Raw genomic sequence first — 23,567 nt, 5'->3', positions numbered from 1 at the left:
TTTTTATAGATTTTATAAAGGAGAAAGATATGGGCGAAAGTGGGAGAAACCTACAAAACATGATACTTAAGAAATATAATTTTAAAGTTCAAGACATTATTTTAGAAAGAAGTAAGGGTAGAGAAATTTGGACAGTTGCTACAGAAAAAGGACCTATGATTCTAAAAAAGTTTTGCAGACTTGAACCAAGAACAAAATTTATTATTGCTGGAATGGAACATCTAAGAAAAAATGGTATTAATATTCCAGAAATTTATCCTAATGTTGATAATAGACCTTACACTACTTATAAAGGCAGCTGCTATATTTTAATGAAAGTAATAAATGGAAGACCACCACGCTATAATAGCATGGATGATTTAGAGACTATTGTCAATGAATTAGGTAGATTTCACAATGCTTCAAAGGGTTTTATACCTCCAGCTGAAAGTAATATTATTGACTTATTAGGAAAATGGCCTAATATGATGATAAATGGTCTAAGGATTTTAAGATGTTCATATAAAATAGGGAAGGAAGAGGAGAAAAATACAAAAATTGGGGAAGTTATTTTGAAAGAATTACCTTACCTTATTAAAAGAACAAAACAGCTTGTTTTAGCATTAAGAATATCTGAATACAATTCATGGGTGGAAAAGGCTAAGAGAAAAGGCTCACTATGTCATTTAGATTATGCTAGATATAATTTAAGAATATGCCCTGATAATAGAGTATATATATTTGATTTTGACACATTGGCTATGGAGCTTCCAGCTATAGATATTAGAAAGCTGATTTATCATATTTATTATACTAATATATACGATAGTGATACAATTAGGAAAATTCTATCATGGTATCAACAGAGCAATCCTTTATCAAAAGAAGAATGGTTAGTAGCAAGACTTATTTTTTTATATCCCATTGAAGCAATTAACTTATTTGAAAAATATATAAAGATGAATAGAAAGCAAAACATGGATAACATTATAAGTTTGATAATTAAATCAATAGAAACTGAAAAAAAGCTATACTATGACTTAGGGAATTATGATGACATTATCAATAAATTAGTAATGTAATCATAATATTTTCAAAAAATATTCTTGTGTTTTTTAAATAGATTTAAGGAGATAGGTTAATATGAAATCTTTGTGTTTTGCAGTATATGTTTATGAAGACTATACTAAATTTATACCTTTTTATATATACAGTATTCTAAAAAGCTATCCTGAGTATTATGTTAAGGTTTTTTTAAGAGAGACATTGCCTAAAGGTGAAAAAAAGTGTATAGACTTAATAAGAGAAAGATTGTCAAGCAATTTTGAGATTAAAGAAAACTACTATTCTAACTTTCGATTTTCAGATAGTACTATGAGAGTCCTAAGATTTTTGATTCCTTATGATGAATTTAAGGAATTTGAAAATGCATATATAGGGGATGTAGATTTTTTAATTGTAAAAGAGACTCCTTCTATTTTAGAGGGACATTTAAAGCATTGCGAAAATATTGATCTTCCCTATAGCAATGAAATTCGTATAGGAACAAAACGATTATCAGGTCTTCATTTCTTTAAGGTAAAAGAATATTATTGCAAGATGAATAAAATTATTGAATATTATTTGAATAATATAGATGAATTATATAAATTGATGGATAAAATGAAAAGCAATGAAAGATTTCTTTACTATATCATTAATAAAAAAATAGGTTTTGGCAAGTTAAATCAAGCTAGAAAATATAGACCTCATCATGGACTACATCTTAGCTGTGAAATTGAGGGATACTTTGAAAATAGAAAAGAATCTTCAAAAGCAAGATATAACCATCTTAAAAATCAGTTAAAAAAATATTTTTCTGATCCTTTGTTTCTAGATATGCTTAAAATATTACCTGTAGAAAAGATTATAGAATTATCAGTTGAATTAGAAAAATATAAAGATGGGTAAAATAAAATATTCATAAACACATTAGAAATAACTAGATTTTTAAAATTAATATCAGATTTTAAAATTCGACTTGGATAGTTGCAATTCTTCAAATATCCAAGTTTTTTTGTACAAAGATATCACTAATTTATTGAATTAACATAATATATTACATGAATAGTAACTAAATATTCAAAATTAACCTTGGAGGGAAAATAATGAGTTCTTTCAAGAACTTATATGAAAATATAGTTAATAAAAGTTCAAAAATATCAGTCGTTGGTTTAGGGTATGTGGGACTTCCACTAGCTTTAGCTTTTTCTGAGGTAACTGATGTAATTGGTTTTGACATAGATAATTATAAGATTGAAAAGCTAAAGAAAGGAATAGATTCAACTAAAGAAATAGATGCTGAAATAATTCTTAAATCAAGTATTAGGTTCACTTCAGACGAGAAGGATATTAGGAATTCAGACTTCTATATTGTAGCTGTTCCAACACCTGTGCATGATGATAATACTCCAGACTTAAGCTATATTATAGCTGCAACTAAAATAATAGGAAAAAATCTAAAGAAAGATTCTATAGTTGTGTATGAATCAACAGTATATCCTGGAACAACAGAGGAAGTATGTATACCAATTTTAGAAAAAGAATCAAATATGAAATGTGGATTAGATTTTAAGGTCGGATACTCTCCTGAAAGAATAAACCCAGGGGACAAACTTCATACACTTAAATCAATAACTAAGATTGTATCCGCAATAGACCACGAATCCCTAGAGATAATCTCCAATGTCTATGATTTGATACTGGAAGCTAAGACCTATAAGGCAGAAAGTATAAAAGTGGCCGAAGCGGCAAAACTTTTGGAGAATGCTCAAAGAGATATAAACATTGCATTTATGAATGAAATAGCAATAATAATGGATGAGCTCGACATTGACACAAAGCAAGTAATTGATGCAGCCTCTACGAAGTGGAATTTTACTAAGTTCCTGCCAGGTATAGTTGGTGGACATTGCATAGGAGTAGATCCATATTACTTGACTTATTTACCTGAAAAGAGAGGATATACTTCTCAAGTGATTCTTCCAGGAAGAAAATTAAATGATTATATGAGCGAATATATTGCTGAAAACACTATAAAAAGCTTAATTAAATCCGGGGCTGTAGTTAAGGGCTGTAAAGTAGGAATATTAGGTTTTTCCTTTAAAGAAAACTGTTCAGATATTAGAAATACAAAGGTTGCTAACATAGTATATAAATTGATGGAATATGATATTGAAGTTCTGGTTTATGACCCGATTGTAGATAAAGATAAAGTAAAAAGTGAATATGATATTGAAATCTGTCAATTTGACGATTTAGCTGATGTCAATGCACTATTAATAGCAGTAGCCCATAAGGAATTTGTTGAATATGATATACCTAATTTAAAAAAGAGGTATTCATCTAAGAATATTCCAGTTTTAATAGATATAAAGAGAATATTTGATAGAAAATTACTTGAAGAACATGGACTTATATACTGGGGGCTATAGCAATGAAAAATAGAGATTATAAATTTTATGAAAATACGAGGCTTTTAGTTACAGGAGGAGCAGGCTTTATTGGCTCAAACATTGCAGAAAAACTACTGAGCTTAGGATTAGAGGTTACAATACTAGATAATTTTAGTACAGGTAAAATAGAAAATATTGAACATTTATTATCAAACTCAAAGCTTCAATTGATTGATGGTGATATCAGAGATATTAATGATTGCAACAAGGCATGCAAAGATATAGATTATGTATTGCATAATGCTGCATTAGGCTCAGTTCCTAGATCCATGTCAGATCCAAAGACAACTAATGATGTAAATATTTCAGGCACATTAAATATGCTAATTGCTTCAAAAGATAATAATATCAAAAGATTTGTTTATGCATCATCATCTTCGGTATATGGTGACAATGAAAATCTTCCTAAACAAGAAGAAAATAAAGGAAAACCATTATCCCCATATGCAATAACAAAAGTAACAAATGAAATGTATGGAAGAATATTTCATGACAATTTTAAATTACCAACTATTGGCTTAAGATATTTTAATGTTTTTGGTAAAAATCAAGACTTTAATTCTCAGTATGCAGCAGTAATTCCAAGCTTCATTAAGAAGATTATTTTAGGAGAATCCCCAGTTATATGGGGAGATGGGTCGCAAACAAGGGATTTTACTTTTGTAGAAAATGTAGTTGAAGCAAATATTAGGGCATGCTTAGCTAGTGATGAGGCTACTGGAAATGTATTTAATATTGCTACAGGGAATAGAGTGTCAATATTAGACTTGCTAAACGAAATTTGCGATATACTAGAAGCCAAAGTATCTCCTATTTTTATGGATTGGCGTGCTGGAGACGTGATGCATAGCTTTGCTAACATTGAAAAAGCAAAAAAACTAATTAACTATACTCCAATTTATGACTTTAAATCTGGAATTAAAAAAACTATAAACTGGTATTTAGAAAAACTTAGATAATTAAATTGAAATAGTCAGCCTAACAATCTAAATTTTATCAGATTGTTAGGCTGACATATATTTTTCTGATAATATTATTTTGTAATATATTTAATGAAATTATCGGTCCTACAGATTATTGAACACTCTCTAAGCAGTTCATTATCTGTTATTTTCCATGAATGATTGTCTAAATTTTTATGCCTTATGAAAGCATAATTGTATCTATCTGTTGAAAATATTTTAAAACCATTTTTTAAACATTTTTTCTGGAAGGAGAAATCAGCACCAGATTTCATAGTCGGAAACTTTATTTTGTCAAAAACACTTTTCTTAATTACCATACTGGAGTCCATAACAAATTTTACATAAGCATTCTCATATCTAGGAAATCTTATGGCTAATATTTTGTTTCTAGAAAAGTAAACAAATGCTGATCTTTTCCCAATAATATCTGCTTCTACTTTATTAAATGTTTCTAGTATATCTTTTAGGAAGTTTTCGGCATAATAATCATCATCATCAAAATGCGATATATATGGAAACTTAGTCATTGTTATAGCATAATTTTTACATTCTGAAAATGTGATAGATTCATCCTTTTTAAATACTTTTACATTTGGGTATTTTTTAGACATGGCTTTGCAATGTTTTAAACTCATAGAATTATTATTCAGTATAATTATTAGTTCTTTTCTTTTGATTTTTTGTCGATTATAATTATCAAAAACTTGATTTATATGGTTAAGTCTATTCGTAACTGTTATAATTGAAACCCCATGATTTATGCTACTTTTTGTATTATGCCTATTCAATCTGCCAATTTTTTTATTAACTGGATTATTTAAAATTACTTGATTCATTTTACTTTGCATACATATACTCATATAATCACCTTCAAATGTTTACACAATTAATTAATAAGCATTGAGATATATGTTTTTTTAAACTGTTTTTTTAGTAGTGAAGTCTTATTGTAATACTATGCTTTACCAATATATTTGTTGCATTTTATAACACATAATGGAAGCAAAAAGCAAAAAACAACCAAGTATAGAACCGACCCCCAAAAGTTAGACCAAAAATCTAACTAAGGGGGTCGGTTCTTCTTTTGGCTGTTTTTATTTCTGTTCTTAGAATCCTCTATAAAACTTATATAGTCATCAACTTCACCGATAACTTTACACAGCTTCTTATATAACTCATCTCTAATATTCCAAGCATGCTTATCAGTTGAATTATGTCTGATATATACATAATTATACCTATCAGTTGCATATAACTTGATACCATTTTTTATACAATCTTTGCAGAATTGATTATCTTCTCCTAATGATTTATTTTGAAATTTAATTTTATTAAAAATTTCTTTTCTAAATACGAGGGTTGGCCCTTCTATTCTATAAACGTACCTATTATCTCTTTTAGGATTTCTAATGGCTAGGGTTTTAGTATCTTGAAAATATACGTAAGTAGTGTATTTACCAACTACGTCAGCATATTTTAGAGCATTAACAGCCTGAGAAAGGTATTTAGGACCATAATAGTCGTCATCATCTAGTTTAGCTATAATTTCATAACTGGCCTTTTCAATTCCGTAGTTTAAACAGTAGCCTAAAGACTTACTTTCATCCACTTGAAAAATTGAAATATCAGGATATTCCTTTGATTTCAAAATCCATTCATTTATATTCATTTTATTGTTATTTAGAATAATTATTAGCTCCTTATCTTTAAATAACTGTCTATGATAGTTTTCAAAAACGTTTTTTATATATTTAGGTCTATTTGTACAGGTGATAACAGATACTTTTGTATCTGCTGAATTATCATCATATTTTATAGGCTTCCTATTATCAAGCTTTAACTTAACCCTACTAATAGGTGTTTTTCCCGCATTTATAGTTATAGGCTTTATATTAGCATGCAATTTTTTTTGCATAATTTTTCTCCTTGATTAAAAATTTTGTAACAACTTTAATTACACAGAACATATTTATATCATATAACTTAAAGGAAGTGATAATATGGACATTAAATCTATCAGCGGAAGTAAATACTATATAGCTGTATTTAAATCAAAAAACTATGCTGTCCAATTGTATTATAAATTAGAAAAAGCAGGCTATAGCATGTTTCAGTTAATATCCACTCCATGTCATATAAGTGGTGGATGTAGCTATTCTATTAAATTTTCAAGACTTAGTGATTTAAATTATTTCAAAAACTATTCTTCAGATTTTGAAAAAGAAATATATGGTGTTTACCATGTAGAAAAAAGAAACGGAACTAAGGTTTATGATGCCATAAGCCTTAAGAACAGTATTTAAGCACGTTTAAATAGTCTTGACCAGAACCTTTTTCTTAAGGTTCTATTACTTAGTTCATCAATCTTTTTGTTTATCTCTACAAGACATTGATTATTGATGTCTATGGACTCCTTAAGTGCAAGGAGAGTATTATCTATATTTTTAAATTGATAAATATAATCCTTATTAACATCGTCTAAACTTCTCATATTATCTGATATATCAGATAGTGTATCTGTGATAAGGGTAATATCTATTAATTCGCTAAAGTATTTTTTTTGGTGCTCGGCATTTTTTTCTTTATAACTTAATATAGAATCTTCCTCATCAATAAATTCTTTTGTATTTGTTGATTCAGTAGCTTCAAAGTTAATGTTTTTATTTTTTTTCTCATCTATGAAAGAGAATTTACTTAAATAGTCTATTAAGTTCTGTTTAAGTAAAATTTTTTTGCCATCTAGGCAAAATAAGACTTGAGACACTTCCTTTATGTTTTTCTCTCCAGGGAAATTGGTAAGATATCTTGCTATTTGAATTTTAGCTTCTTCAGGTATGGATAAAGTGTTGTTTAAACCCCAACTAAACCCATAATCATAGGAAACTAGAGAAAAAATTTTGTTATTACCTATTAGAAATATTTTAAGACAGTCTATTTCTTCATAGATCATGGGGTATTTATATTCATTGTTCAAGAAAGGAAAGTATTCTTCCTTCCATGTATTTTTACTGCTGCCCAGTTGTGGCAGATGCTTATATTTTACTTCAGAGCTATTATTTTTATGGACTGTCCATATTGCATGAATATTGTCAGCTTTATCAACTAGAATATATGGATAGCCACTACTATCTTGATATTCTGATAGTAGCCTAGGAACTTGATTCCACTTTTTTAAATATGAGTTAAAGAAGGTGTAGTAAATTTGTTGAGCATTTTCTACAATCGAAGTATAAATCATATGAATATTATCGAATTTGTCAAAATCAAAAGAGTAGGTTGGTATTGTTTTGCCGGATGTGAAGCTAATTACATTAGTTTTTTCCCAAATTCCTTTAACTCCTATAAGATGCTGAATAGTCCATACTTTTGAATTTATTAGGTTCGAAAAGGAATATAAAATATGGATGTTTTCTTTATTAACTCTTAAAGCCAAACTGCTATAAGAATTTGATCTGATATCAAACTGAGTAATAGCTTTCTTTGCCCATTTCTTATTTGAATAAAGATTGTAGTATACGCTTCCCTCATTAGTAAGATAAATCAAATGTACTCTGTCTTTACTATCTATGTCTAGCGAGAAATCATTGATAATGTCATCAGAAATAAGGTACTGATCAGTTAAAACGCAATTATTATTGTATAAGTCGTAATTAATTCTATTATTTTTGTCTAAATAAAATCTTTGGATTTCTCCTGTTGAATTTTTTATTATGTAATCTTTGATGTAAAAAATATTCATCAATATCACCCTTTCAAACATATTAAAAAACAATCACAATTCTATCTATAATTCATAATATGAAAGTAAAGATGATTTTATTAAATTATATTTGGGTAAAGGAGTGAAAACTATGGTAAACGGATTCGATCCAAGTCCTGGTGATCCATTTGTGCCGGATGATCTAAGTTATATTACTGAAACAGTATGTATTATTACTGATAAGGTATACGCACATTGTCAACAAAGAGAATGTTTCCCAAGAATAGATGTTGAATTGGGAGAAAAAACATTTGCAAACATCAGATTTAGACCTGGTTTTATTGTGGAAAATACTTTAGTCGTAACAGATATACAAAACAGGCCGAATTTCAGAAGAGTAAGATTTACTTTAAGAGTACCATTTGAGGTAATAACTACTGACGGAACCGTTATAAACGGATTTTTACCAGATATTTTTAAAGACATAATATTATTTATTCCAGATGCTAGAGATGAATTTGATTTTAGAATAGTGGTGGAAACAGCTTCAAGAGTATTAGGAGAGCCAACTCAAAGCGGTTGTGTGTTATCATTTGCTGTTGGAGTATTCATAATTGTAAAAGTTGTAGGCAGAGTGCAATTACTTATTCCAGCATTCGGATTCTGTCCAGAACCACCTGAGTGTGAAGAATTCAGTCCAACGGGTATTTGTGATAATTTTGAGTATGAACCATTCCCAGATTTCTTCCCTCCTCAATTTGAAGATTTATTCCCAGATGCATAAAAAAGAGGAGCAATTAGCTCCTCTTAGGCTACTAATTAATGTTAGTAGCCTTTAATTTTTTTTTGAAAGCAGCAAAAAAATAATTATTTTAAATTGAATGTTGACAGAAATAGTAGGGTATAATATACTTAGAAAAGAAAGCCTAGTAATATACTTGGAATTATAAAGAGGTGGTTTAATGAAGCTTTCAACAAAAGGGAGATACGGGCTTAAGGCTATGTTTGAATTAGCCTTACACTATGGGGAAGGTCCTGTTGTGCTAAGGAATATAGCTGAGAGTCAGGATATATCTGAACATTATTTGGAACAGCTAATTGCAGTTTTAAGAAAAAATGGACTAGCAACGAGTGTAAGAGGAGCTCAAGGAGGGTATCTACTTAATGACGATCCTAAGAACATTACAGTAGGAGATGTTATAAGAGCTTTAGAAGGAGATATTGCACCGTCAGAGTGTGTACTTGATGAAAATTTAGGTAAGTGTGTAAAAGAGGATTTCTGTGTTACTAAAAATGTTTGGGTTAAGATTAGAAACAGTATTAATGATGTAATTGATTCAATCACATTACAAGATATGGTTGATGATTTTATAAAAATAAATGGAAGTAAAGGATACATGTACTATATTTAGCCTTATTTTTTAAAATATGTACAACTTATTGGGAGGATGAAATATGATAAGACAAGTATATCTAGATAATGCAGCAACTACTCCTGTAAAAGAAGAAGTTCTTAAAGCAATGCTTCCTTACTTTACAGAAAAGTATGGAAACCCATCTAGTATTTATAGACTGGGTCAAGAAACTAGAGCTGCTATAGATGAGGCCAGAGAAAAGGTTGCAAAGGTATTAAATGCTAATTCAAGAGAAATTTTCTTTACAGGTGGTGGTTCAGAGGCCGATAACTGGGCAATAAAGGGAATTGCTTTTGCAAATAAAGACAAGGGTAATCATATTATTACTTCAAAAATAGAACATCATGGGGTTCTTCACACATGTGAGTACCTAGAAAAGAATGGTTTTAAGGTTACTTATTTAGACGTAGATGAAAATGGAACAGTGAATATTGAGCAATTAAAAGATTCAATTACTGATAAGACCATCTTAATTTCTATAATGTTTGCAAATAATGAAATTGGCACCATACAGCCAATAAAAGAAATTGGTAATATAGCTAAGGAAAATAAGATTTATTTCCATACTGATGCTGTACAGGCAATAGGAAATATTAATATAGATGTTGATGACTTGAACATTGATCTCTTGTCTATGTCTGCCCATAAATTATATGGACCAAAGGGTGTAGGAGCTCTTTATATAAGACAAGGAGTAAAGATTCATCCACATATACATGGTGGAGCTCAGGAAAAAAACAGAAGAGCTGGGACAGAAAACATTCCTGGTATAGTTGGGTTTGGCAAAGCTATAGAGCTAGCTTATGAAACTATAGACGAGCATAATAGCAATCTTACGAGATTAAGAGATAAGTTCATAAAGGATATATATAAAAACATTGGCTATGTCAGACTAAATGGACATCCTAAAAATAGACTGCCTGGTAATGTTAACTTCTCCTTTGAATTTATTGAAGGAGAGTCTTTGTTACTGAGTTTAGATATGGTAGGAATATCAGCTTCTAGCGGCTCAGCATGTACATCAGGCTCATTAGATCCTTCACATGTATTATTGGCCATAGGACTTCCTCATGAAATTGCTCATGGATCCTTAAGACTTACATTGGGAGATTTTAATACAGAAGAAGAAATAGACTATGTAGTAGAGAATTTAGTTAAAATAGTTGATAGATTAAGAGAAATGTCACCATTATACGAAAATGTAAAAAGGATATAAGGGGGTAAAATTATGTACTCAGAAAAAGTTATGGAGCATTTTATGAATCCTAGAAATGTTGGAGAGATTGAAAATGCTGATGGAATTGGTCAAGTAGGAAATCCAAAGTGTGGAGATATAATGAAAATGTATTTAAAAATCGAAAATGATACTATTGTTGATGTAAAATTTAAGACTTTTGGATGTGGCTCAGCAATAGCTTCTTCAAGTATGGCTACAGAACTAATAAAGGGAAAGACCATACAAGAAGCAATGAAGCTTACGAATAAAGCTGTAGCTCAAGCTTTAGATGGCTTACCTCCAGTTAAAATGCATTGCTCAGTGTTAGCTGAGCAGGCTATTAAATCAGCTTTATATGACTATTCTAAGAAGAATAATGTGGTCATAGAAGGATTAGAAAACTTTAATCCTGATGAGGATGTTCACGATCACGAATAAGAGAACTTAAGAGGCTGTTTCATAACTTACAAATCAGTTATGAAACAGCCTCTTTTTCTATATGAAAGTCAACAACTAATTAGAAAACTAGTTTCTGAGTACTGTAATTATGCTAATCTTATTGTAGGTTTATATAGGAATGTCCTGTAAGAATCAAATTTATGTGAGAGCAGGGAGCAAATAAACTTGCGTTGCGAGACTACGAAAAATGCAAACTGTGGAAATAAACAAAATAATATTCAACTGTTAATGTGGAATACTAATTACATAGAAATTTATAAAAGGAGTAATTCAATTGAGGAAAGTAAGTGAGATAATTGGACTCCCAGTAATATGTAAAAAATCTGGAAGCAAAATTGCGACTGTAAAGGAAGTAATATATTCAAAGAAAAAATATAGAATAGTAGGTTTTCTAGTTAGTGAAGGAAATATTTTTAGAGAGGCTAAAATAATTCAATTTAATAATATTGATTCAATAGGCGAAGAAGCATTGATTATCAAAAACGAAAATATGATAGAAAAATCTAGTTTATTACCAGAAATAAATCAGTTAATTAATGAAAAAAAAATAATTGAAGAAGAAATCTTAACTGAAGATGGAGAGAGTCTGGGGCATGTAAAAGATACTTTAATAGATGATAAAAACGGAAAAATAATAGGTTTTATACTTACAGATGGGTTAATTCAAGATATTAAAGAAGGTAGAAATGTATTGCCATATACTACTGAGGCAGTTTTTGGGGAGAATTCTATTATTATAAGTAATGAAGCTAAAAATTCATTTGACAGATATAAGGAAGATTACAAAAAACTTCTAGAATTACTTTGAAAATTTGTACCAAACTAAGTATAAAGAATCTAAAAAATGGGGTGAGAATATGAAAGGAAGATTTATATCAGGAATTGTAGCAGGGAGTTTAATAGGTGCTACTGCTGGAATGTATGCAATCACAAGGATGAGCCCAAGACAGAGAAGAAAAGCAATGAAGGTAGGTAGAAGAATAGTAACGAGTGTTGTTAGCAATATAGGATTATTTTAATAAGGCAGCTTAGCTGCCTTTAATTTACATCAAAGGGAGCCACATTATGGATAATCTTCTAAAACTAAGTGACTATTTACGAAGTATATTTATAACCGCATTGTTGGGATTATGTATATATTTCTTATTGAATATTGGCAACAGATATGTGAAGCCTGAAAATAGGCTTCAATTTTCACGTAGAAAAATTATCTTTACTTTTGTGATAGTTATTCTAATAGTTATATTTTATAATCTTTTTAAGGGATATAGTAAAATTGCTCCATTACTTTTATTGGTGTTCTATTCAATAGTACTATCTTATTTACTTAATCCATTAGTAAATATCATTGAAAAAAGAGGATTTAAAAGATCATATAGCATATTACTTATATATTTGTTTTTATTAACTCTAATCATTTTACTAATAGTATCCATTGTACCAAAATTATCTAGTGAGTTTGAAAATTTAGTAAGGTTGTTGCCTAGCTATTTCAATAGAATATATGATTATTTTAATAACATCTCTGTGAAGTATTCTAAGCATTTAGATAAATTACCTCCAGAGTTTCAGGCAATAAAAGAAGTTTTCTTTGAAAATCTTAAGAATTTTCAGGTACTGATTCTCAATTATTTGAGAAATATCACTAATTCTGCAATTAGTATTTTCTCAAAGATGGTGAGCTTTGTTATTGTACCTATTATGGCGTATTATTTTTTAAAAGATAAAGATTATTTTAAGAAAAAAATCACACTCATAATTCCTAAAAATCAAAGAAATGATGTTTTAAAAATTGGAAGAGAGGTTGATAAAGTTTTAGGAAGATTTATTAGAGGGCAGTTATTAGTCTGTACTTTTGTTGGTATTTCTTCTTCAATAGCTTTACTGATTATTGGAGTAGATTTTGCCATAATCATTGGTTTAGTTGCTGGTATAGCAGATATAATACCTTATTTTGGCCCTATAATAGGCATTTTCCCTGCTATAGTATTTGCTCTGTTAAAAAGTCCTATGAAAGCTCTATGGGTCATAATTTCTTTCACAGTTATTCAGCAATTAGAGAGTAACATAATAGCACCTAAAATAGTTGGAGAAAGTGTTGGGGTCCATCCTGTAATTATAATGCTGGCACTTTTAATAGGAGGAAGCTATTTCGGAATTACAGGCATGCTCTTTGCAATTCCTGCGACAATAGTTCTGAAGATAGTTTCAAGCTTTCTAATTGACAAAATTTCTCGCATATAACCTATATTGACAAAATACGGCTTATAAATTATAATCCTATCTATAGATAGTTCAATAACAGATAGAGAGAATAAATTATTTTATAAAGAAATAAATATTTAACAACAATGAAAGGAATTAGTAAATATTCCAAACCTTGCAGAGAGAATGCCCTAGGCTGGAAGGCATTTAGGCAAGGATATTGAAGCAGTCCTGGAGTTGGAGCCTTGAATATATAGTAGAGGTTTCCGGTTTATCCGTTATCTTTTTGAGAGGCTAACTTTTAGTAAGTAGGGTGGTACCGCGGGTAAACTCGCCCCTAAGTAGGATATAGGGGCGAGTTTTTTATATTTAAAAAATGATTAGAGGGGAGATAGGTTATGAAAAAGACAGAATTAAATGAAATCAGAAAAGAATTTTTAGACTTTTTTAATGAAAAAGGACACTTGGTTGCCCCAAGCTTTTCTTTAGTACCAAAAAATGACAAAAGTTTATTATTAATAAATGCAGGAATGGCACCATTGAAAGCATATTTTACGGGAGCACAAGAACCTCCTAGAAGAAGGATGGCAACTTGCCAAAAATGTTTTAGAACAAATGATATTGAGAATGTAGGTAAAACAGCAAGACATGGCACTTTTTTTGAGATGTTAGGTAATTTCTCTTTTGGAGATTACTTTAAAAAAGAAGCTATTGAATGGGCATGGGAGTTTATGACTGAAAGAATGGAAATTCCAGTGGAAAAGCTATGGGTTTCAGTTTATGAGGAAGATGATGAAGCTTATGAAATATGGAATAAGTACATTGGAATCAAATCAGATAGGATTGTTAAATTAGGAAAAGAAGACAACTTCTGGGAACTCGAAGTAGGGCCATGTGGACCTTGCTCTGAAATATATGTGGATAGAGGCGAGAAATACGGATGTGGCAGCGAAAGATGTAAGCCAGGATGTGATTGTGATAGATATGTAGAGGTATGGAATCTTGTCTTTTCACAATTCGATAAGGATGAGGAAGGAAATTATAACCTTGTTCCACACCCAAATATTGATACAGGAATGGGTCTTGAAAGAATTGCAGCTGTAATGCAAAATGCAGAGAATATTTTCAGTACTGATGTAATGAAAATATTGCTAAAAAAGGTTGAAGAAAAGAGTGGGGCTACTTACGGGGAAAATGAAAAGAAAGATATGTCCATAAGGGTAATTACAGATCATATTAGAGCGGTAACATTTCTAGTTTCCGATGGAGTTTTGCCAAGCAATGAAGGCAGAGGTTATGTCCTAAGAAGATTGATTAGAAGAGCTGCAAGACATGGCAAGCTTTTAGGAATAGAAACTGATTTCTTAAATACTCTAGTACCAACTGTAGTTGAATTATGGGGAGAGGCATATCCCGACTTAATAGAAAGACTGCCTCAAGTTCAAAAAATATTAAAGGTTGAAGAAGAAAAATTCCAAGAAACTATAGATCAGGGAATAAATATACTAAATGAGTACATTGAAAATATGTCAAATAATAATGAAAAAGTACTAAATGGTGGATTTGCATTTAAATTATACGATACTTATGGTTTCCCTCTCGATTTGACTAAGGAAATTTTAGAAGAGCATAATTTATCGGTTGATGAGATTGAATTCAACTCTGAAATGGAGAAACAGAGAGAAAGAGCTAGGAAGGCAAGAGAAGCAGGTGATAATCAGGCATGGAGTAAAGATAGTCCATTGTCAATTGATAGTACAATAAGAACTGATTTTGTTGGGTATACAGAAACGGCTTTAAGTTCAAAAATAATTGCAGTTTTAAAGGATGAAAATGAAGTTCAAATTTTAAACTCAAATGAAAAGGGTATAATACTATTAGACAAAACTCCTTTTTATCCTGAAGGAGGAGGTCAAGTTGGCGATACTGGCTTGCTAAGAGGTAATGAATTTGTTGCAAAAGTAAATGATACAAAGAAGAATGGCAGCGGACAAATTTTACATTTTGTTGAAGTAATTGAAGGTACACTTAAAGGTGGAGCTGAGGTTTGCGCAGAGATTGATAAATCAGAAAGACTATCTACGGCTAGAAATCACTCGGTGACTCATTTGCTTCATAAAGCGTTAAAGGAAGTACTTGGGAATCATGTAAATCAAGCGGGTTCATTGGTAATGCCAGATAGATTGAGATTTGATTTTACACACTTTGAGGCATTGAAAAAAGAAGAAATTGATAGAATAGAGGAAATTGTTAACGATAAAATATTTGAGGGATTAGATGTAAGAATTGTAGAGACTTCCTTGGAGGATGCTAGAAATCAGGGAGCTGCTGCACTATTTGATGAAAAATACGGTGATGTAGTTAGATTAGTAAAAATCGGTGACTACAGCAAAGAGCTATGCGGAGGTACCCATATTTCAAACTCAAGTCAAATAGGAATATTTAAGATAGTAAGTGAATCAGGTATAGCTTCTGGTGTTAGAAGGATTGAAGCTATTACAGGAAAGAAAGCATATGAACAGTTTGTAGAAATGGATATGCAGATATTGAAGATGGCTGATATTCTAAAAACAAATAGAAGGGATATAATAAGTAGGGTACAGCAGATAACTGATGATACAAAGCATTTAGAAAAAGAAGTTGAAAAACTAAAATCGGATTTGGCTATGTCAAAATTAGATGATATAATAAATGAGAGCTTTGAAGTAAACGGGGTTAAAGTCATAAGTAAAAGAATTGATGGAATGGATATGAATAGCCTTAGACAATTAGGTGATAAAGCGAGAGACTCTATTAATTCTGTAGTAATTGTTTTTGGCTCAGTATTAGAAGATAAGGTTTCATTTATAGCTATGGCAACAAAAGACTTAGTAGGTAGGGGAATACACGCTGGAAACATAATTAGAGAGGTAGCAAAGATGGCTGGCGGAGGTGGCGGTGGACGCCCAGATATGGCTCAAGCTGGTGGAAAAGATCCTTCAAAGATAGATGAGGCTTTAAGTATAGTAAAGGATGTTGTATTATCTCAGCTTAAGTAGTTTTACTGTTTTGTAGTGTATAAATTGAAGAAACACAATAGAAGTGCTTGGCTAAGAATTTCTATTGTGTTTCAAACAAGCCATAGAATTTTTAATAAATAGATGTATACAAATCTCAATATATGATATAAATATATAAGGGGGTGTTTCTATGAACAGTATCAATCAAACAATGAAATTTAATGTTTCTAAGGATAATAAAAGTCAAGCTGAAGAAATATTGTTTTCGGTTTATGAAGCGTTAGAAGAAAAGGGCTATAATCCAATAAACCAAATAATAGGGTACATATTGTCCGGAGATCCTACTTATATAACTAGCCATAATAATGCAAGAACTCTAATAAGAAAATTGGAAAGAGATGAGCTTTTAGAGGAAATTCTTAAAAAGTATTTAGGGAAAAAGTAATAGGAGAGGTCTAATTGCTGAATAAGTTGCAAAAGAGAAGCATAAGTATTGATGCTTTATTGCTGCTTTAACTTTTTTTGACCTGGACAAGGAAGTTCAAGCTGCCTATGAAAGAAGACCAGGAAAGACTACAGAAGGATACAGTATTACTAATATTGAAATCAATAAGCTTAACAATGTAAATAATAATAGCACTAATGCTTCCGTAATAGGTGTGTTAGGAAATAATTTACACAATAGTGAGCATAAGACAGCAGTATTTGGTAATTCAGATACTGCTGAAAGTTTTATAGAAGCTAACTGCTTTATCAATGGTATTGGTTACTACATAGTTATTTTCATATATAATTTTTTTATCATATGTCTTTAAAGTTAAGATTGATTTGAAAAAAGTTATCATTATTGGTATCATAGTGTTATTGTTTATCTTTATTAGGGTATAATTAATATCTATATAAATCTAAATCCTACTCATCTGGACAGAAGGCTTTTTATGATTGCTAGAAGTGGATTAGGAGAAATATATATGCTGTTCAATTGTAAGAAGAAAATTACTATGTTAACTAAAAGCAGCAAATATTTTTCTGCTGGGCTTATCAGCACTCTTATAGGAAGTATAGTAGGATTATTAGTAAATGATTCGGGAGTTTTTTAGCAGCTATATCAAATGCATATTTGGTGACTATATTAATGTATTATATATTTGATTATATGACTGAATCTTAGGGAAGTGACATAGTGGAAAATAGATTGTTAGGTAATACAGGTATAAAAGTATCTGAGTTATGCTTTGGATCGTTAACTATTGGGCCATTGCAGGTGAATTTGGATATTTTGGAAGGTGCTCAGATTATAAGCTATGCTTTTAGCAAGGGCATTAATTTCATAGATACAGCAGAAATATACGATAATTATGGGCATATAAAAGAAGCATTAAAAACAGTAAATAGAAAAGATATAGTTATAGCTACAAAATCATATTCTTATTCAAAAGAAACAGCTGAAAAAAGTTTATCTAAGGCTTTAAGTGAATTAGACACAGATTATATAGATATTTTTCTATTGCATGAGCAGGAGAGCAAGCATACAATTCGTGGACATTATGAAGCGATAGAGTATTTTATGAAAGCTAAAGAAAAGGGCATTATTAGAGCTATAGGCATATCCACCCATAGAGTAGAAGCTGTGTTGGCAGCTAACCAATACAGAGAAATTGAAGTGATACATCCTATAATCAACAAATTAGGAATAGGAATACAGGATGGAAGTGTGGATGATATGATAGCTGCATTAAAAATATCCTATAATATCGGAAAAGGCATTTACGGTATGAAGCCCTTAGGCGGAGGACATTTAATTAAGAGCGTAGAGGAATCAGTTGATTTTGTTAGAAATGTACCATATTTACATTCATTTGCCATGGGAATGCAAAGCAAAGATGAAGTAGATGCGAATGTAAGTTTGATTAACAGTGGATATATTCCTGATGATATTAAACAAAGAATTAAAAAGAAGGAAAGAAGGCTTCATATTTCAGATTGGTGTATAGGCTGCGGTTCCTGTGTAGAGACATGTAAGAACGGTGGAGTACATTTAGTAAATAATAAAGCAGTTCCAATTATGGAGAAATGTGTCCTTTGCGGTTATTGTGCAAGAAAATGTCCAGAGTTTTGCATAAAAGTAATATAATTGGAGGAGTTTATGGAAAGAATAATGGGGCTTGATGTAGGAGATAAAACTATTGGGGTGGCAATAAGCGACCCATTAGGTATTACTGCCCAAGGAATTACTACTATAAGAAGAAAGGGAATCAATAGTGATTTTAGCGAATTAAAAGCATTGATTAGTGAATATAATATTGTTGAAGTTGTAATTGGATTACCGAAGAATATGAACAATACTATTGGCCCGCAGGGGGAAAAAGTATTGCATTTTGTTGAAAAATTCAAGGGTAAATTTAATGTTAATGTAGTATTACAGGATGAAAGACTAACTACAGTATCTGCGGAAAGATTGCTTATAGATGCAGATGTGAGTAGAAAAAAAAGAAAAGATGTAATTGATAAGGTAGCAGCAACATATATTTTAAACTCTTATTTAGAAAAAAATAAAAAAGGAGAATGAGAGCATGGTAAATGATGACAATATTATTTCATTAATAGATGAAAATGGTAAAGAGCAAAAATTCGAAGTAATGGCAACATTTGATATTGAGGAAGATGAGTATGCAGTATTGTTTCCGTTACAAAACGAAGAAGCTGAAGATGGGGCTTACATTTTGCGAATTGAGTATGACGAAAATGGAGAATTACTATTAGTAAATATTGAAGATGAAGAAGAACTTGAAAATGCTGTGGCTGTCTATGAGGCTATTGCAGATGAAATACTGTAGTCGTTTTTTCATATGCTTATTCTAAGGCAAATTTGTTATAATTACTTACATATTTGTTGACTTTTGCATGTTATAATAATAGACTATATTTATAAAGCAAATAAGCAGGTGGAATGATGGATAATTTTTTTGACGATTTAAAAACAAAGCTTAAGGAAAAAGGGTATAAGCTTACAACACAGAGAAGAGTTATATTGGACGTGATCTTGGAAAATCATGGTAGACATTTAAGCCCTGAGGAGATATACGATAGCGTAAGAGATAAATATCCTGAAATTGGGCTTGCTACTGTATATAGAACGTTGCAGTTATTTGAACAATTAAATATTATTTACAAGCTGAATTTTAATGATGGGTGCAGCAGATACGAACTAAGTTCTTCTTCTAATGACCACCAGCATCATCATCTTATTTGTTTAAACTGTGGTAAAGTATTAGAGGTCGAATTGGACTTACTTGAGAATCTTGAATTGGAAATCGAAAAACAGAAAAATTTTAAGGTTATAGATCATAATGTAAAGTTTTTTGGTTATTGCAAAGATTGTAAGTAGTAAATCCCAATTTGGGATTTATTTTTTTACAATTTTGTAAGGCTATGGGTAACTATGATGTGGGGAAAAGTACCATTAGGAAAGTTTCTGTATGCTATTTGCATTTGAAATTTTTAATGGTTTTATGGATAGAATAATATTAGATGAAAAGTGAAGCTGCATAAAATGGTATTCAAATATAAGAATAAAATTATTTGAGCGTGAGTTTTTGTATATTTAAGTGAAAAGATAAAAGGAGAGTGACAGAGTGGCAAAAAAATCATCAAAATTAAAAATAATTCCTCTAGGGGGTTTATATGAAGTAGGAAAAAACATTACGGCTATCGAATATGAGGATGATATTATCGTTATTGATTGCGGACTTATTTTTCCTGAAGACGAAATGCTAGGGATAGATGTAGTTATTCCAGATATAACATATCTATTAAAGAATAGAGAAAAAATAAAGGGTATAGTTTTAACTCATGGACATGAGGATCATATAGGGGCATTGCCATATGTATTGAAGAAAATTAATGTACCTATATATGGAACTAAGCTTACTCTTGGATTAGTCGAAAATAAATTTAAGGAACATAATATTAGTAATACCATTTTGAATGTAGTTAAAGCATCACAAAGTATAAAGCTTGGTCAATTTGATATTGAATTCATAAGAACATCTCATAGTATACCTGATTCTGTAGCTTTAGCTATCCATACACCTGTGGGAACAGTAGTTCATACGGGAGACTTTAAAGTTGACTATACTCCAATTAATGGAGAAGTAATGGATTTTCATAAGCTCTCAGAGCTAGGGAAAAAGGGAGTGTTAGTTCTCTTAGCTGATAGTACTAATGTAGAGAGACCGGGATATACAATGTCTGAAAAGACGGTTGGAGATACGTTTAAGGATATATTTTTAACTGCTAAACAAAGAATCATTGTAGCCACTTTTGCTTCTAATATTCATAGAGTGCAACAGGTAGTCAATGCAGCGGTTCTTTTTGATAGGAAAGTTGTTGTATCAGGAAGAAGCATGGTTAATGTAGTAAAAGTAGCTACAGATTTAGGATATTTAGATGTACCTGAAGGCACTTTAATCGATATAAATGATATGCATAGATACCCAGACAATAAAATAGTAGTTATAACTACTGGCAGCCAGGGAGAGCCTATGTCTGCTCTTGCAAGAATTGCATCTTCAGACCACAGAAAGATGGAATTAATGCCAGGAGACTTAGTTATAATATCAGCTAGTCCAATTCCAGGCAATGAGAAGACAGTAGCAAAGGTAATAAATCAGTTGTTTAAAAGAGGAGCTAATGTTATTTATGAAGCTTTGGCTGATGTACACGTTTCAGGCCATGCTTGCCAGGAAGAGCTAAAGCTAATGCATAGTTTGCTGAAGCCTAAGTTTTTTATTCCAGTACATGGTGAATATAGGCATTTAAAACAACATGCTGGTTTAGCCCATGAGCTAGGGATGCCAAAAGAAAACATATTTATTGCTGAGAATGGATCTATAATTGAATTTACTAAGGATAGTGGAGCTATAGTAGGAAGTGTTCCTGCAGGTAATATATTAGTTGATGGACTAGGTGTTGGCGATGTAGGTAATATAGTACTTCGAGATAGAAAGCATCTTTCAGAGGATGGTCTTATTGTTGTAGTAGTTACTATAAGTAAACAAGAAGGCTATGTGATTTCAGGACCAGATATAGTATCTAGAGGGTTCGTTTATGTTAGAGAATCAGAAGATTTAATGGAAGAGGCTAGAACCATTGTAAGAGATGTATTAACAGAATGTGAAAAAAATAAAATTACAGATTGGGCAACACTAAAATCTAGTATTAAGGATGCATTAAGAAATTTCCTTTATGAAAAAATTAAGAGAAACCCAATGATTCTTCCAATTATCATGGAGGTATAATAGTCGTAGTATTAACTACGACTTCTCTTTGGTTAATTAATGATCATATTTGGAGGGAAAGAATGAAAAATACTAAATACTTAGCAAAAGCAGGAATGATAGCAGCGTTATATGTTATTTTAGTAATTATCGAAATACCTTTAGGACAGCTTGCCTTTGGCCCTATTCAAGTGAGAGTTGCAGAGGCTTTAGTTTTATTGCCTTTAGTAGAATCCGCTGCTATTCCAGGAGTCTTTGTCGGTTGCTTTATTGCAAATTTAATACTCACTTTTGCTTCAGGCTATGGGCTTATTGATGTTGTAGGAGGAAGTCTAATAACCTTAATTTCTGCATACTTGACTAGTAAAATGCCAAATAAGTTTTTGGGTATTTTACCGCCTGTTATATTGAATGCTCTTTTAGTATCAATATGGGTATCTTCTTTTTTCCCAGAGTTAGGTTATTGGGCAGTAGCAGCAGGTATTGGTGCAGGGGAATTAGTTGCTGTTGGTTTGTTTGGAAATATAGTATTATATGCATACAATAGAATGAAAAAAAGCGGATATAATTAATTATATTATAAAGTTAGGATTCTGCTTGGTGTTTATAGATTTTTAAGAATCAAATTGCTAGCTTACCATAATTAGATTATGTTAACTAAAATAAGCATCTTTATTTGCCGATTTTTGTTCATACTTCTTGTATTTACAGTAGCAAGTATTGTATAATTTAAGAAACAATAAGATAAAAGGGGGAGCAATATGACCCAGACTATTGAAGGCAGCAAAAAAAGAAGAAAAAAGCCTATATTACTATATCTTTTTATTATTGTCCTAGTAATTATTGCAATATCTATTATTAGCTTTAAAAAATTTGTGGACAACCAATTGCAGCCAATGGCAGTAGAAAATATTAAAGAAATACAAATTGTAATACCAAAGGGAACATCATCAAATGGTATAGCAAAAATTTTGAAAGACAATAATCTTATTAGAAATGATTTGATTTTTAGTTTATTTGCAAAATACGAAAAGATGGATGGGAAGTTTAAAGCTGGGAAATACGTATTAAATAATGGTATGACTCAGGAAGAAATTATGAGGAAGTTGGTGGCAGGAGGAGTTGAAAAGGATTCTGTTACATTTACTATACCAGAAGGCTTTGAGTTAAAACAGATTGCTGAAAGATTAAGCGAAATGGGTTTAGTTGATAAAAATTCTTTTCTCGAATTAACTTCAAAAGTTTCCAATTTTTCATCTGAGTTTGATTTTCTAAAGGATGTTCCTGAAGAACTATCACTTGAGGGCTATTTGTATCCAGATACTTACGAGGTATATACTGATGTAAGTGAAAAGGATATTGTTAAGAAAATGCTAAGCAGATTTGATAGCCTATATACTGATGAACTAAAAGCGAAGGCAGAAGAATTAGATTTAGACATAAATCAAGTTATAGCTCTTGCTTCAATTATTGAAAGAGAAGGTAGAGTCGATAGTGAAAGAGAAATAATATCAGGTGTTTTTCATAATAGGATAAAGGTAGGAATGGCACTACAATCATGTGCTACTGTACAATATATTCTAGGAGAAAGAAAACCAGTTTTATCCACTGAAGATACCTTGATTGATTCACCATATAATACCTATATTAATCAAGGATTGCCACCTGGGCCTATTGCTTCTCCAGGTATAAGGTCAATTGAAGCTGCTGTTAATCCTGCTGATGTAGACTATAAGTTTTTTGTATTTAATGAGGATGAAACAGGAACTCATACTTTTAGTGTGACATACGATGAGCATAAAAAAGCAAAAAACAGAATACAAAATAAAAGATAATTCTTTATAAAAGTAAAATTT

Annotated in this window: 25 protein-coding genes and 1 other annotated feature; of the genes, 22 read left to right on the top strand and 3 right to left on the bottom strand. The window is 30.9% G+C overall.

Annotation, left to right across the window (positions count from 1 at the left end; genetic code table 11):
* The first annotated feature begins 29 nt into the window (after nt 1-29).
* The 4 genes from QO263_RS13740 to QO263_RS13725 all read left to right on the top strand — a co-directional run bounded on the left by QO263_RS13740 (nt 30) and on the right by QO263_RS13725 (nt 4,432).
* On the top strand, nt 30-1,061 hold the full coding sequence (locus QO263_RS13740; protein WP_285622559.1) for a CotS family spore coat protein: 1,032 nt from the start codon (nt 30-32) through the stop codon (nt 1,059-1,061).
* Between the two features lie 61 nt (nt 1,062-1,122).
* Nucleotides 1,123-1,929, top strand: coding sequence for a hypothetical protein (locus QO263_RS13735; RefSeq protein WP_285622555.1), 807 nt, complete (start codon nt 1,123-1,125; stop codon nt 1,927-1,929).
* Between the two features lie 197 nt (nt 1,930-2,126).
* Complete coding sequence (locus QO263_RS13730; RefSeq protein ID WP_285622552.1) at nt 2,127-3,452, top strand: nucleotide sugar dehydrogenase; 1,326 nt, start codon at nt 2,127-2,129, stop codon at nt 3,450-3,452.
* A gap of 2 nt (nt 3,453-3,454) precedes the next feature.
* Complete coding sequence (locus QO263_RS13725; RefSeq protein ID WP_285622548.1) at nt 3,455-4,432, top strand: SDR family oxidoreductase; 978 nt, start codon at nt 3,455-3,457, stop codon at nt 4,430-4,432.
* A gap of 74 nt (nt 4,433-4,506) precedes the next feature.
* Here QO263_RS13725 and QO263_RS13720 read toward each other — a convergent pair whose 3' ends face one another.
* Entirely contained in the window at nt 4,507-5,298 is a 792-nt protein-coding gene (locus tag QO263_RS13720) for a glycosyltransferase family 2 protein (protein WP_285622545.1), read from the bottom strand.
* Nucleotides 5,299-5,501: 203 nt separating this feature from the next.
* Nucleotides 5,502-6,353: a glycosyltransferase family 2 protein gene (locus QO263_RS13715; RefSeq protein ID WP_285622542.1), complete on the bottom strand. Its 852-nt coding sequence runs from the start codon at nt 6,351-6,353 to the stop codon at nt 5,502-5,504.
* An 85-nt stretch (nt 6,354-6,438) separates the two neighbouring features.
* Between QO263_RS13715 and QO263_RS13710 the strand changes: the two genes are divergently transcribed.
* Complete coding sequence (locus QO263_RS13710; RefSeq protein ID WP_285622540.1) at nt 6,439-6,741, top strand: putative Se/S carrier protein; 303 nt, start codon at nt 6,439-6,441, stop codon at nt 6,739-6,741.
* On the opposite strand, the gene QO263_RS13705 is transcribed toward QO263_RS13710, so the two are convergent.
* Nucleotides 6,738-8,177, bottom strand: coding sequence for a hypothetical protein (locus QO263_RS13705; RefSeq protein ID WP_285622538.1), 1,440 nt, complete (start codon nt 8,175-8,177; stop codon nt 6,738-6,740). The two genes, QO263_RS13710 and QO263_RS13705, sit on opposite strands and share 4 nt — an antisense overlap.
* A 112-nt stretch (nt 8,178-8,289) precedes the next feature.
* Between QO263_RS13705 and QO263_RS13700 the strand changes: the two genes are divergently transcribed.
* From QO263_RS13700 to mltG, 17 genes are all read left to right on the top strand, one after another.
* The gene (locus QO263_RS13700) at nt 8,290-8,922 is read left to right on the top strand and encodes a hypothetical protein (RefSeq protein WP_285622536.1); all 633 of its coding nucleotides are present in this window, start codon (nt 8,290-8,292) and stop codon (nt 8,920-8,922) included.
* 178 nt (nt 8,923-9,100) lie between these two features.
* The gene (locus QO263_RS13695) at nt 9,101-9,550 is read left to right on the top strand and encodes an RrF2 family transcriptional regulator (RefSeq protein ID WP_285622534.1); all 450 of its coding nucleotides are present in this window, start codon (nt 9,101-9,103) and stop codon (nt 9,548-9,550) included.
* A gap of 46 nt (nt 9,551-9,596) precedes the next feature.
* Nucleotides 9,597-10,769, top strand: coding sequence for a cysteine desulfurase NifS (gene nifS, locus QO263_RS13690; RefSeq protein ID WP_502928722.1), 1,173 nt, complete (start codon nt 9,597-9,599; stop codon nt 10,767-10,769).
* 9 nt (nt 10,770-10,778) lie between these two features.
* Entirely contained in the window at nt 10,779-11,207 is a 429-nt protein-coding gene (nifU, locus tag QO263_RS13685; RefSeq protein WP_285629318.1) for a Fe-S cluster assembly scaffold protein NifU, read from the top strand.
* Between the two features lie 295 nt (nt 11,208-11,502).
* Nucleotides 11,503-12,036: a PRC-barrel domain-containing protein gene (locus QO263_RS13680; protein ID WP_285622528.1), complete on the top strand. Its 534-nt coding sequence runs from the start codon at nt 11,503-11,505 to the stop codon at nt 12,034-12,036.
* 49 nt (nt 12,037-12,085) lie between these two features.
* A complete protein-coding gene (locus tag QO263_RS13675; RefSeq protein ID WP_285622526.1) occupies nt 12,086-12,247 on the top strand; it encodes a YtxH domain-containing protein in 162 nt (53 codons plus the stop codon).
* A gap of 46 nt (nt 12,248-12,293) precedes the next feature.
* Complete coding sequence (locus QO263_RS13670) at nt 12,294-13,472, top strand: AI-2E family transporter (RefSeq protein WP_285622522.1); 1,179 nt, start codon at nt 12,294-12,296, stop codon at nt 13,470-13,472.
* Between the two features lie 98 nt (nt 13,473-13,570).
* Nucleotides 13,571-13,775: a binding site (T-box leader), on the top strand.
* 56 nt (nt 13,776-13,831) lie between these two features.
* Complete coding sequence (alaS, locus tag QO263_RS13665) at nt 13,832-16,471, top strand: alanine--tRNA ligase (protein WP_285622519.1); 2,640 nt, start codon at nt 13,832-13,834, stop codon at nt 16,469-16,471.
* Between the two features lie 151 nt (nt 16,472-16,622).
* Entirely contained in the window at nt 16,623-16,877 is a 255-nt protein-coding gene (locus QO263_RS13660; protein WP_285622516.1) for an IreB family regulatory phosphoprotein, read from the top strand.
* Between the two features lie 493 nt (nt 16,878-17,370).
* Entirely contained in the window at nt 17,371-17,532 is a 162-nt protein-coding gene (locus QO263_RS13655; RefSeq protein WP_285622514.1) for a hypothetical protein, read from the top strand.
* An 83-nt stretch (nt 17,533-17,615) separates the two neighbouring features.
* Nucleotides 17,616-18,566, top strand: coding sequence for an aldo/keto reductase (locus QO263_RS13650; protein WP_285622511.1), 951 nt, complete (start codon nt 17,616-17,618; stop codon nt 18,564-18,566).
* Between the two features lie 12 nt (nt 18,567-18,578).
* Entirely contained in the window at nt 18,579-19,001 is a 423-nt protein-coding gene (ruvX, locus tag QO263_RS13645; protein ID WP_285622509.1) for a Holliday junction resolvase RuvX, read from the top strand.
* A 4-nt stretch (nt 19,002-19,005) separates the two neighbouring features.
* Nucleotides 19,006-19,269: a DUF1292 domain-containing protein gene (locus tag QO263_RS13640; RefSeq protein ID WP_285622507.1), complete on the top strand. Its 264-nt coding sequence runs from the start codon at nt 19,006-19,008 to the stop codon at nt 19,267-19,269.
* A 116-nt stretch (nt 19,270-19,385) separates the two neighbouring features.
* The gene (locus tag QO263_RS13635; protein WP_285622505.1) at nt 19,386-19,820 is read left to right on the top strand and encodes a Fur family transcriptional regulator; all 435 of its coding nucleotides are present in this window, start codon (nt 19,386-19,388) and stop codon (nt 19,818-19,820) included.
* A gap of 247 nt (nt 19,821-20,067) precedes the next feature.
* Nucleotides 20,068-21,732 (top strand): ribonuclease J, encoded by a 1,665-nt coding sequence (locus QO263_RS13630; protein ID WP_285622502.1) that lies wholly within the window; start codon nt 20,068-20,070, stop codon nt 21,730-21,732.
* Between the two features lie 62 nt (nt 21,733-21,794).
* On the top strand, nt 21,795-22,283 hold the full coding sequence (locus QO263_RS13625) for a QueT transporter family protein (RefSeq protein ID WP_285622500.1): 489 nt from the start codon (nt 21,795-21,797) through the stop codon (nt 22,281-22,283).
* Between the two features lie 189 nt (nt 22,284-22,472).
* Entirely contained in the window at nt 22,473-23,546 is a 1,074-nt protein-coding gene (gene mltG, locus QO263_RS13620) for an endolytic transglycosylase MltG (RefSeq protein ID WP_285622497.1), read from the top strand.
* The last annotated feature ends 21 nt before the right edge of the window (nt 23,547-23,567 follow it).

Source organism: Proteiniborus sp. MB09-C3 (assembly GCF_030263895.1).
Classification (GTDB): Bacteria; Bacillota; Clostridia; order Tissierellales; family Proteiniboraceae; genus Proteiniborus.
The sequence above is the reverse complement of the archived record's forward strand: the minus strand, read 5'-3'. Positions and strand labels throughout refer to the sequence as shown.

Bases quoted from the DNA above. Each gene is read 5' to 3' on its own strand.
- QO263_RS13740 (WP_285622559.1), top strand. From the start codon at position 30: ATGGGCGAAAGTGGGAGAAACCTACAAAACATGATACTTAAGAAATAT.
- QO263_RS13735 (WP_285622555.1), top strand. From the start codon at position 1,123: ATGAAATCTTTGTGTTTTGCAGTATATGTTTATGAAGACTATACTAAA.
- QO263_RS13730 (WP_285622552.1), top strand. From the start codon at position 2,127: ATGAGTTCTTTCAAGAACTTATATGAAAATATAGTTAATAAAAGTTCA.
- QO263_RS13725 (WP_285622548.1), top strand. From the start codon at position 3,455: ATGAAAAATAGAGATTATAAATTTTATGAAAATACGAGGCTTTTAGTT.
- QO263_RS13720 (WP_285622545.1), bottom strand. From the start codon at position 5,298: ATGAGTATATGTATGCAAAGTAAAATGAATCAAGTAATTTTAAATAAT.
- QO263_RS13715 (WP_285622542.1), bottom strand. From the start codon at position 6,353: ATGCAAAAAAAATTGCATGCTAATATAAAGCCTATAACTATAAATGCG.
- QO263_RS13710 (WP_285622540.1), top strand. From the start codon at position 6,439: ATGGACATTAAATCTATCAGCGGAAGTAAATACTATATAGCTGTATTT.
- QO263_RS13705 (WP_285622538.1), bottom strand. From the start codon at position 8,177: ATGAATATTTTTTACATCAAAGATTACATAATAAAAAATTCAACAGGA.
- QO263_RS13700 (WP_285622536.1), top strand. From the start codon at position 8,290: ATGGTAAACGGATTCGATCCAAGTCCTGGTGATCCATTTGTGCCGGAT.
- QO263_RS13695 (WP_285622534.1), top strand. From the start codon at position 9,101: ATGAAGCTTTCAACAAAAGGGAGATACGGGCTTAAGGCTATGTTTGAA.
- QO263_RS13675 (WP_285622526.1), top strand. From the start codon at position 12,086: ATGAAAGGAAGATTTATATCAGGAATTGTAGCAGGGAGTTTAATAGGT.
- QO263_RS13670 (WP_285622522.1), top strand. From the start codon at position 12,294: ATGGATAATCTTCTAAAACTAAGTGACTATTTACGAAGTATATTTATA.
- alaS (WP_285622519.1), top strand. From the start codon at position 13,832: ATGAAAAAGACAGAATTAAATGAAATCAGAAAAGAATTTTTAGACTTT.
- QO263_RS13660 (WP_285622516.1), top strand. From the start codon at position 16,623: ATGAACAGTATCAATCAAACAATGAAATTTAATGTTTCTAAGGATAAT.
- QO263_RS13655 (WP_285622514.1), top strand. From the start codon at position 17,371: ATGATTGCTAGAAGTGGATTAGGAGAAATATATATGCTGTTCAATTGT.
- ruvX (WP_285622509.1), top strand. From the start codon at position 18,579: ATGGAAAGAATAATGGGGCTTGATGTAGGAGATAAAACTATTGGGGTG.
- QO263_RS13640 (WP_285622507.1), top strand. From the start codon at position 19,006: ATGGTAAATGATGACAATATTATTTCATTAATAGATGAAAATGGTAAA.
- QO263_RS13635 (WP_285622505.1), top strand. From the start codon at position 19,386: ATGGATAATTTTTTTGACGATTTAAAAACAAAGCTTAAGGAAAAAGGG.
- QO263_RS13625 (WP_285622500.1), top strand. From the start codon at position 21,795: ATGAAAAATACTAAATACTTAGCAAAAGCAGGAATGATAGCAGCGTTA.
- mltG (WP_285622497.1), top strand. From the start codon at position 22,473: ATGACCCAGACTATTGAAGGCAGCAAAAAAAGAAGAAAAAAGCCTATA.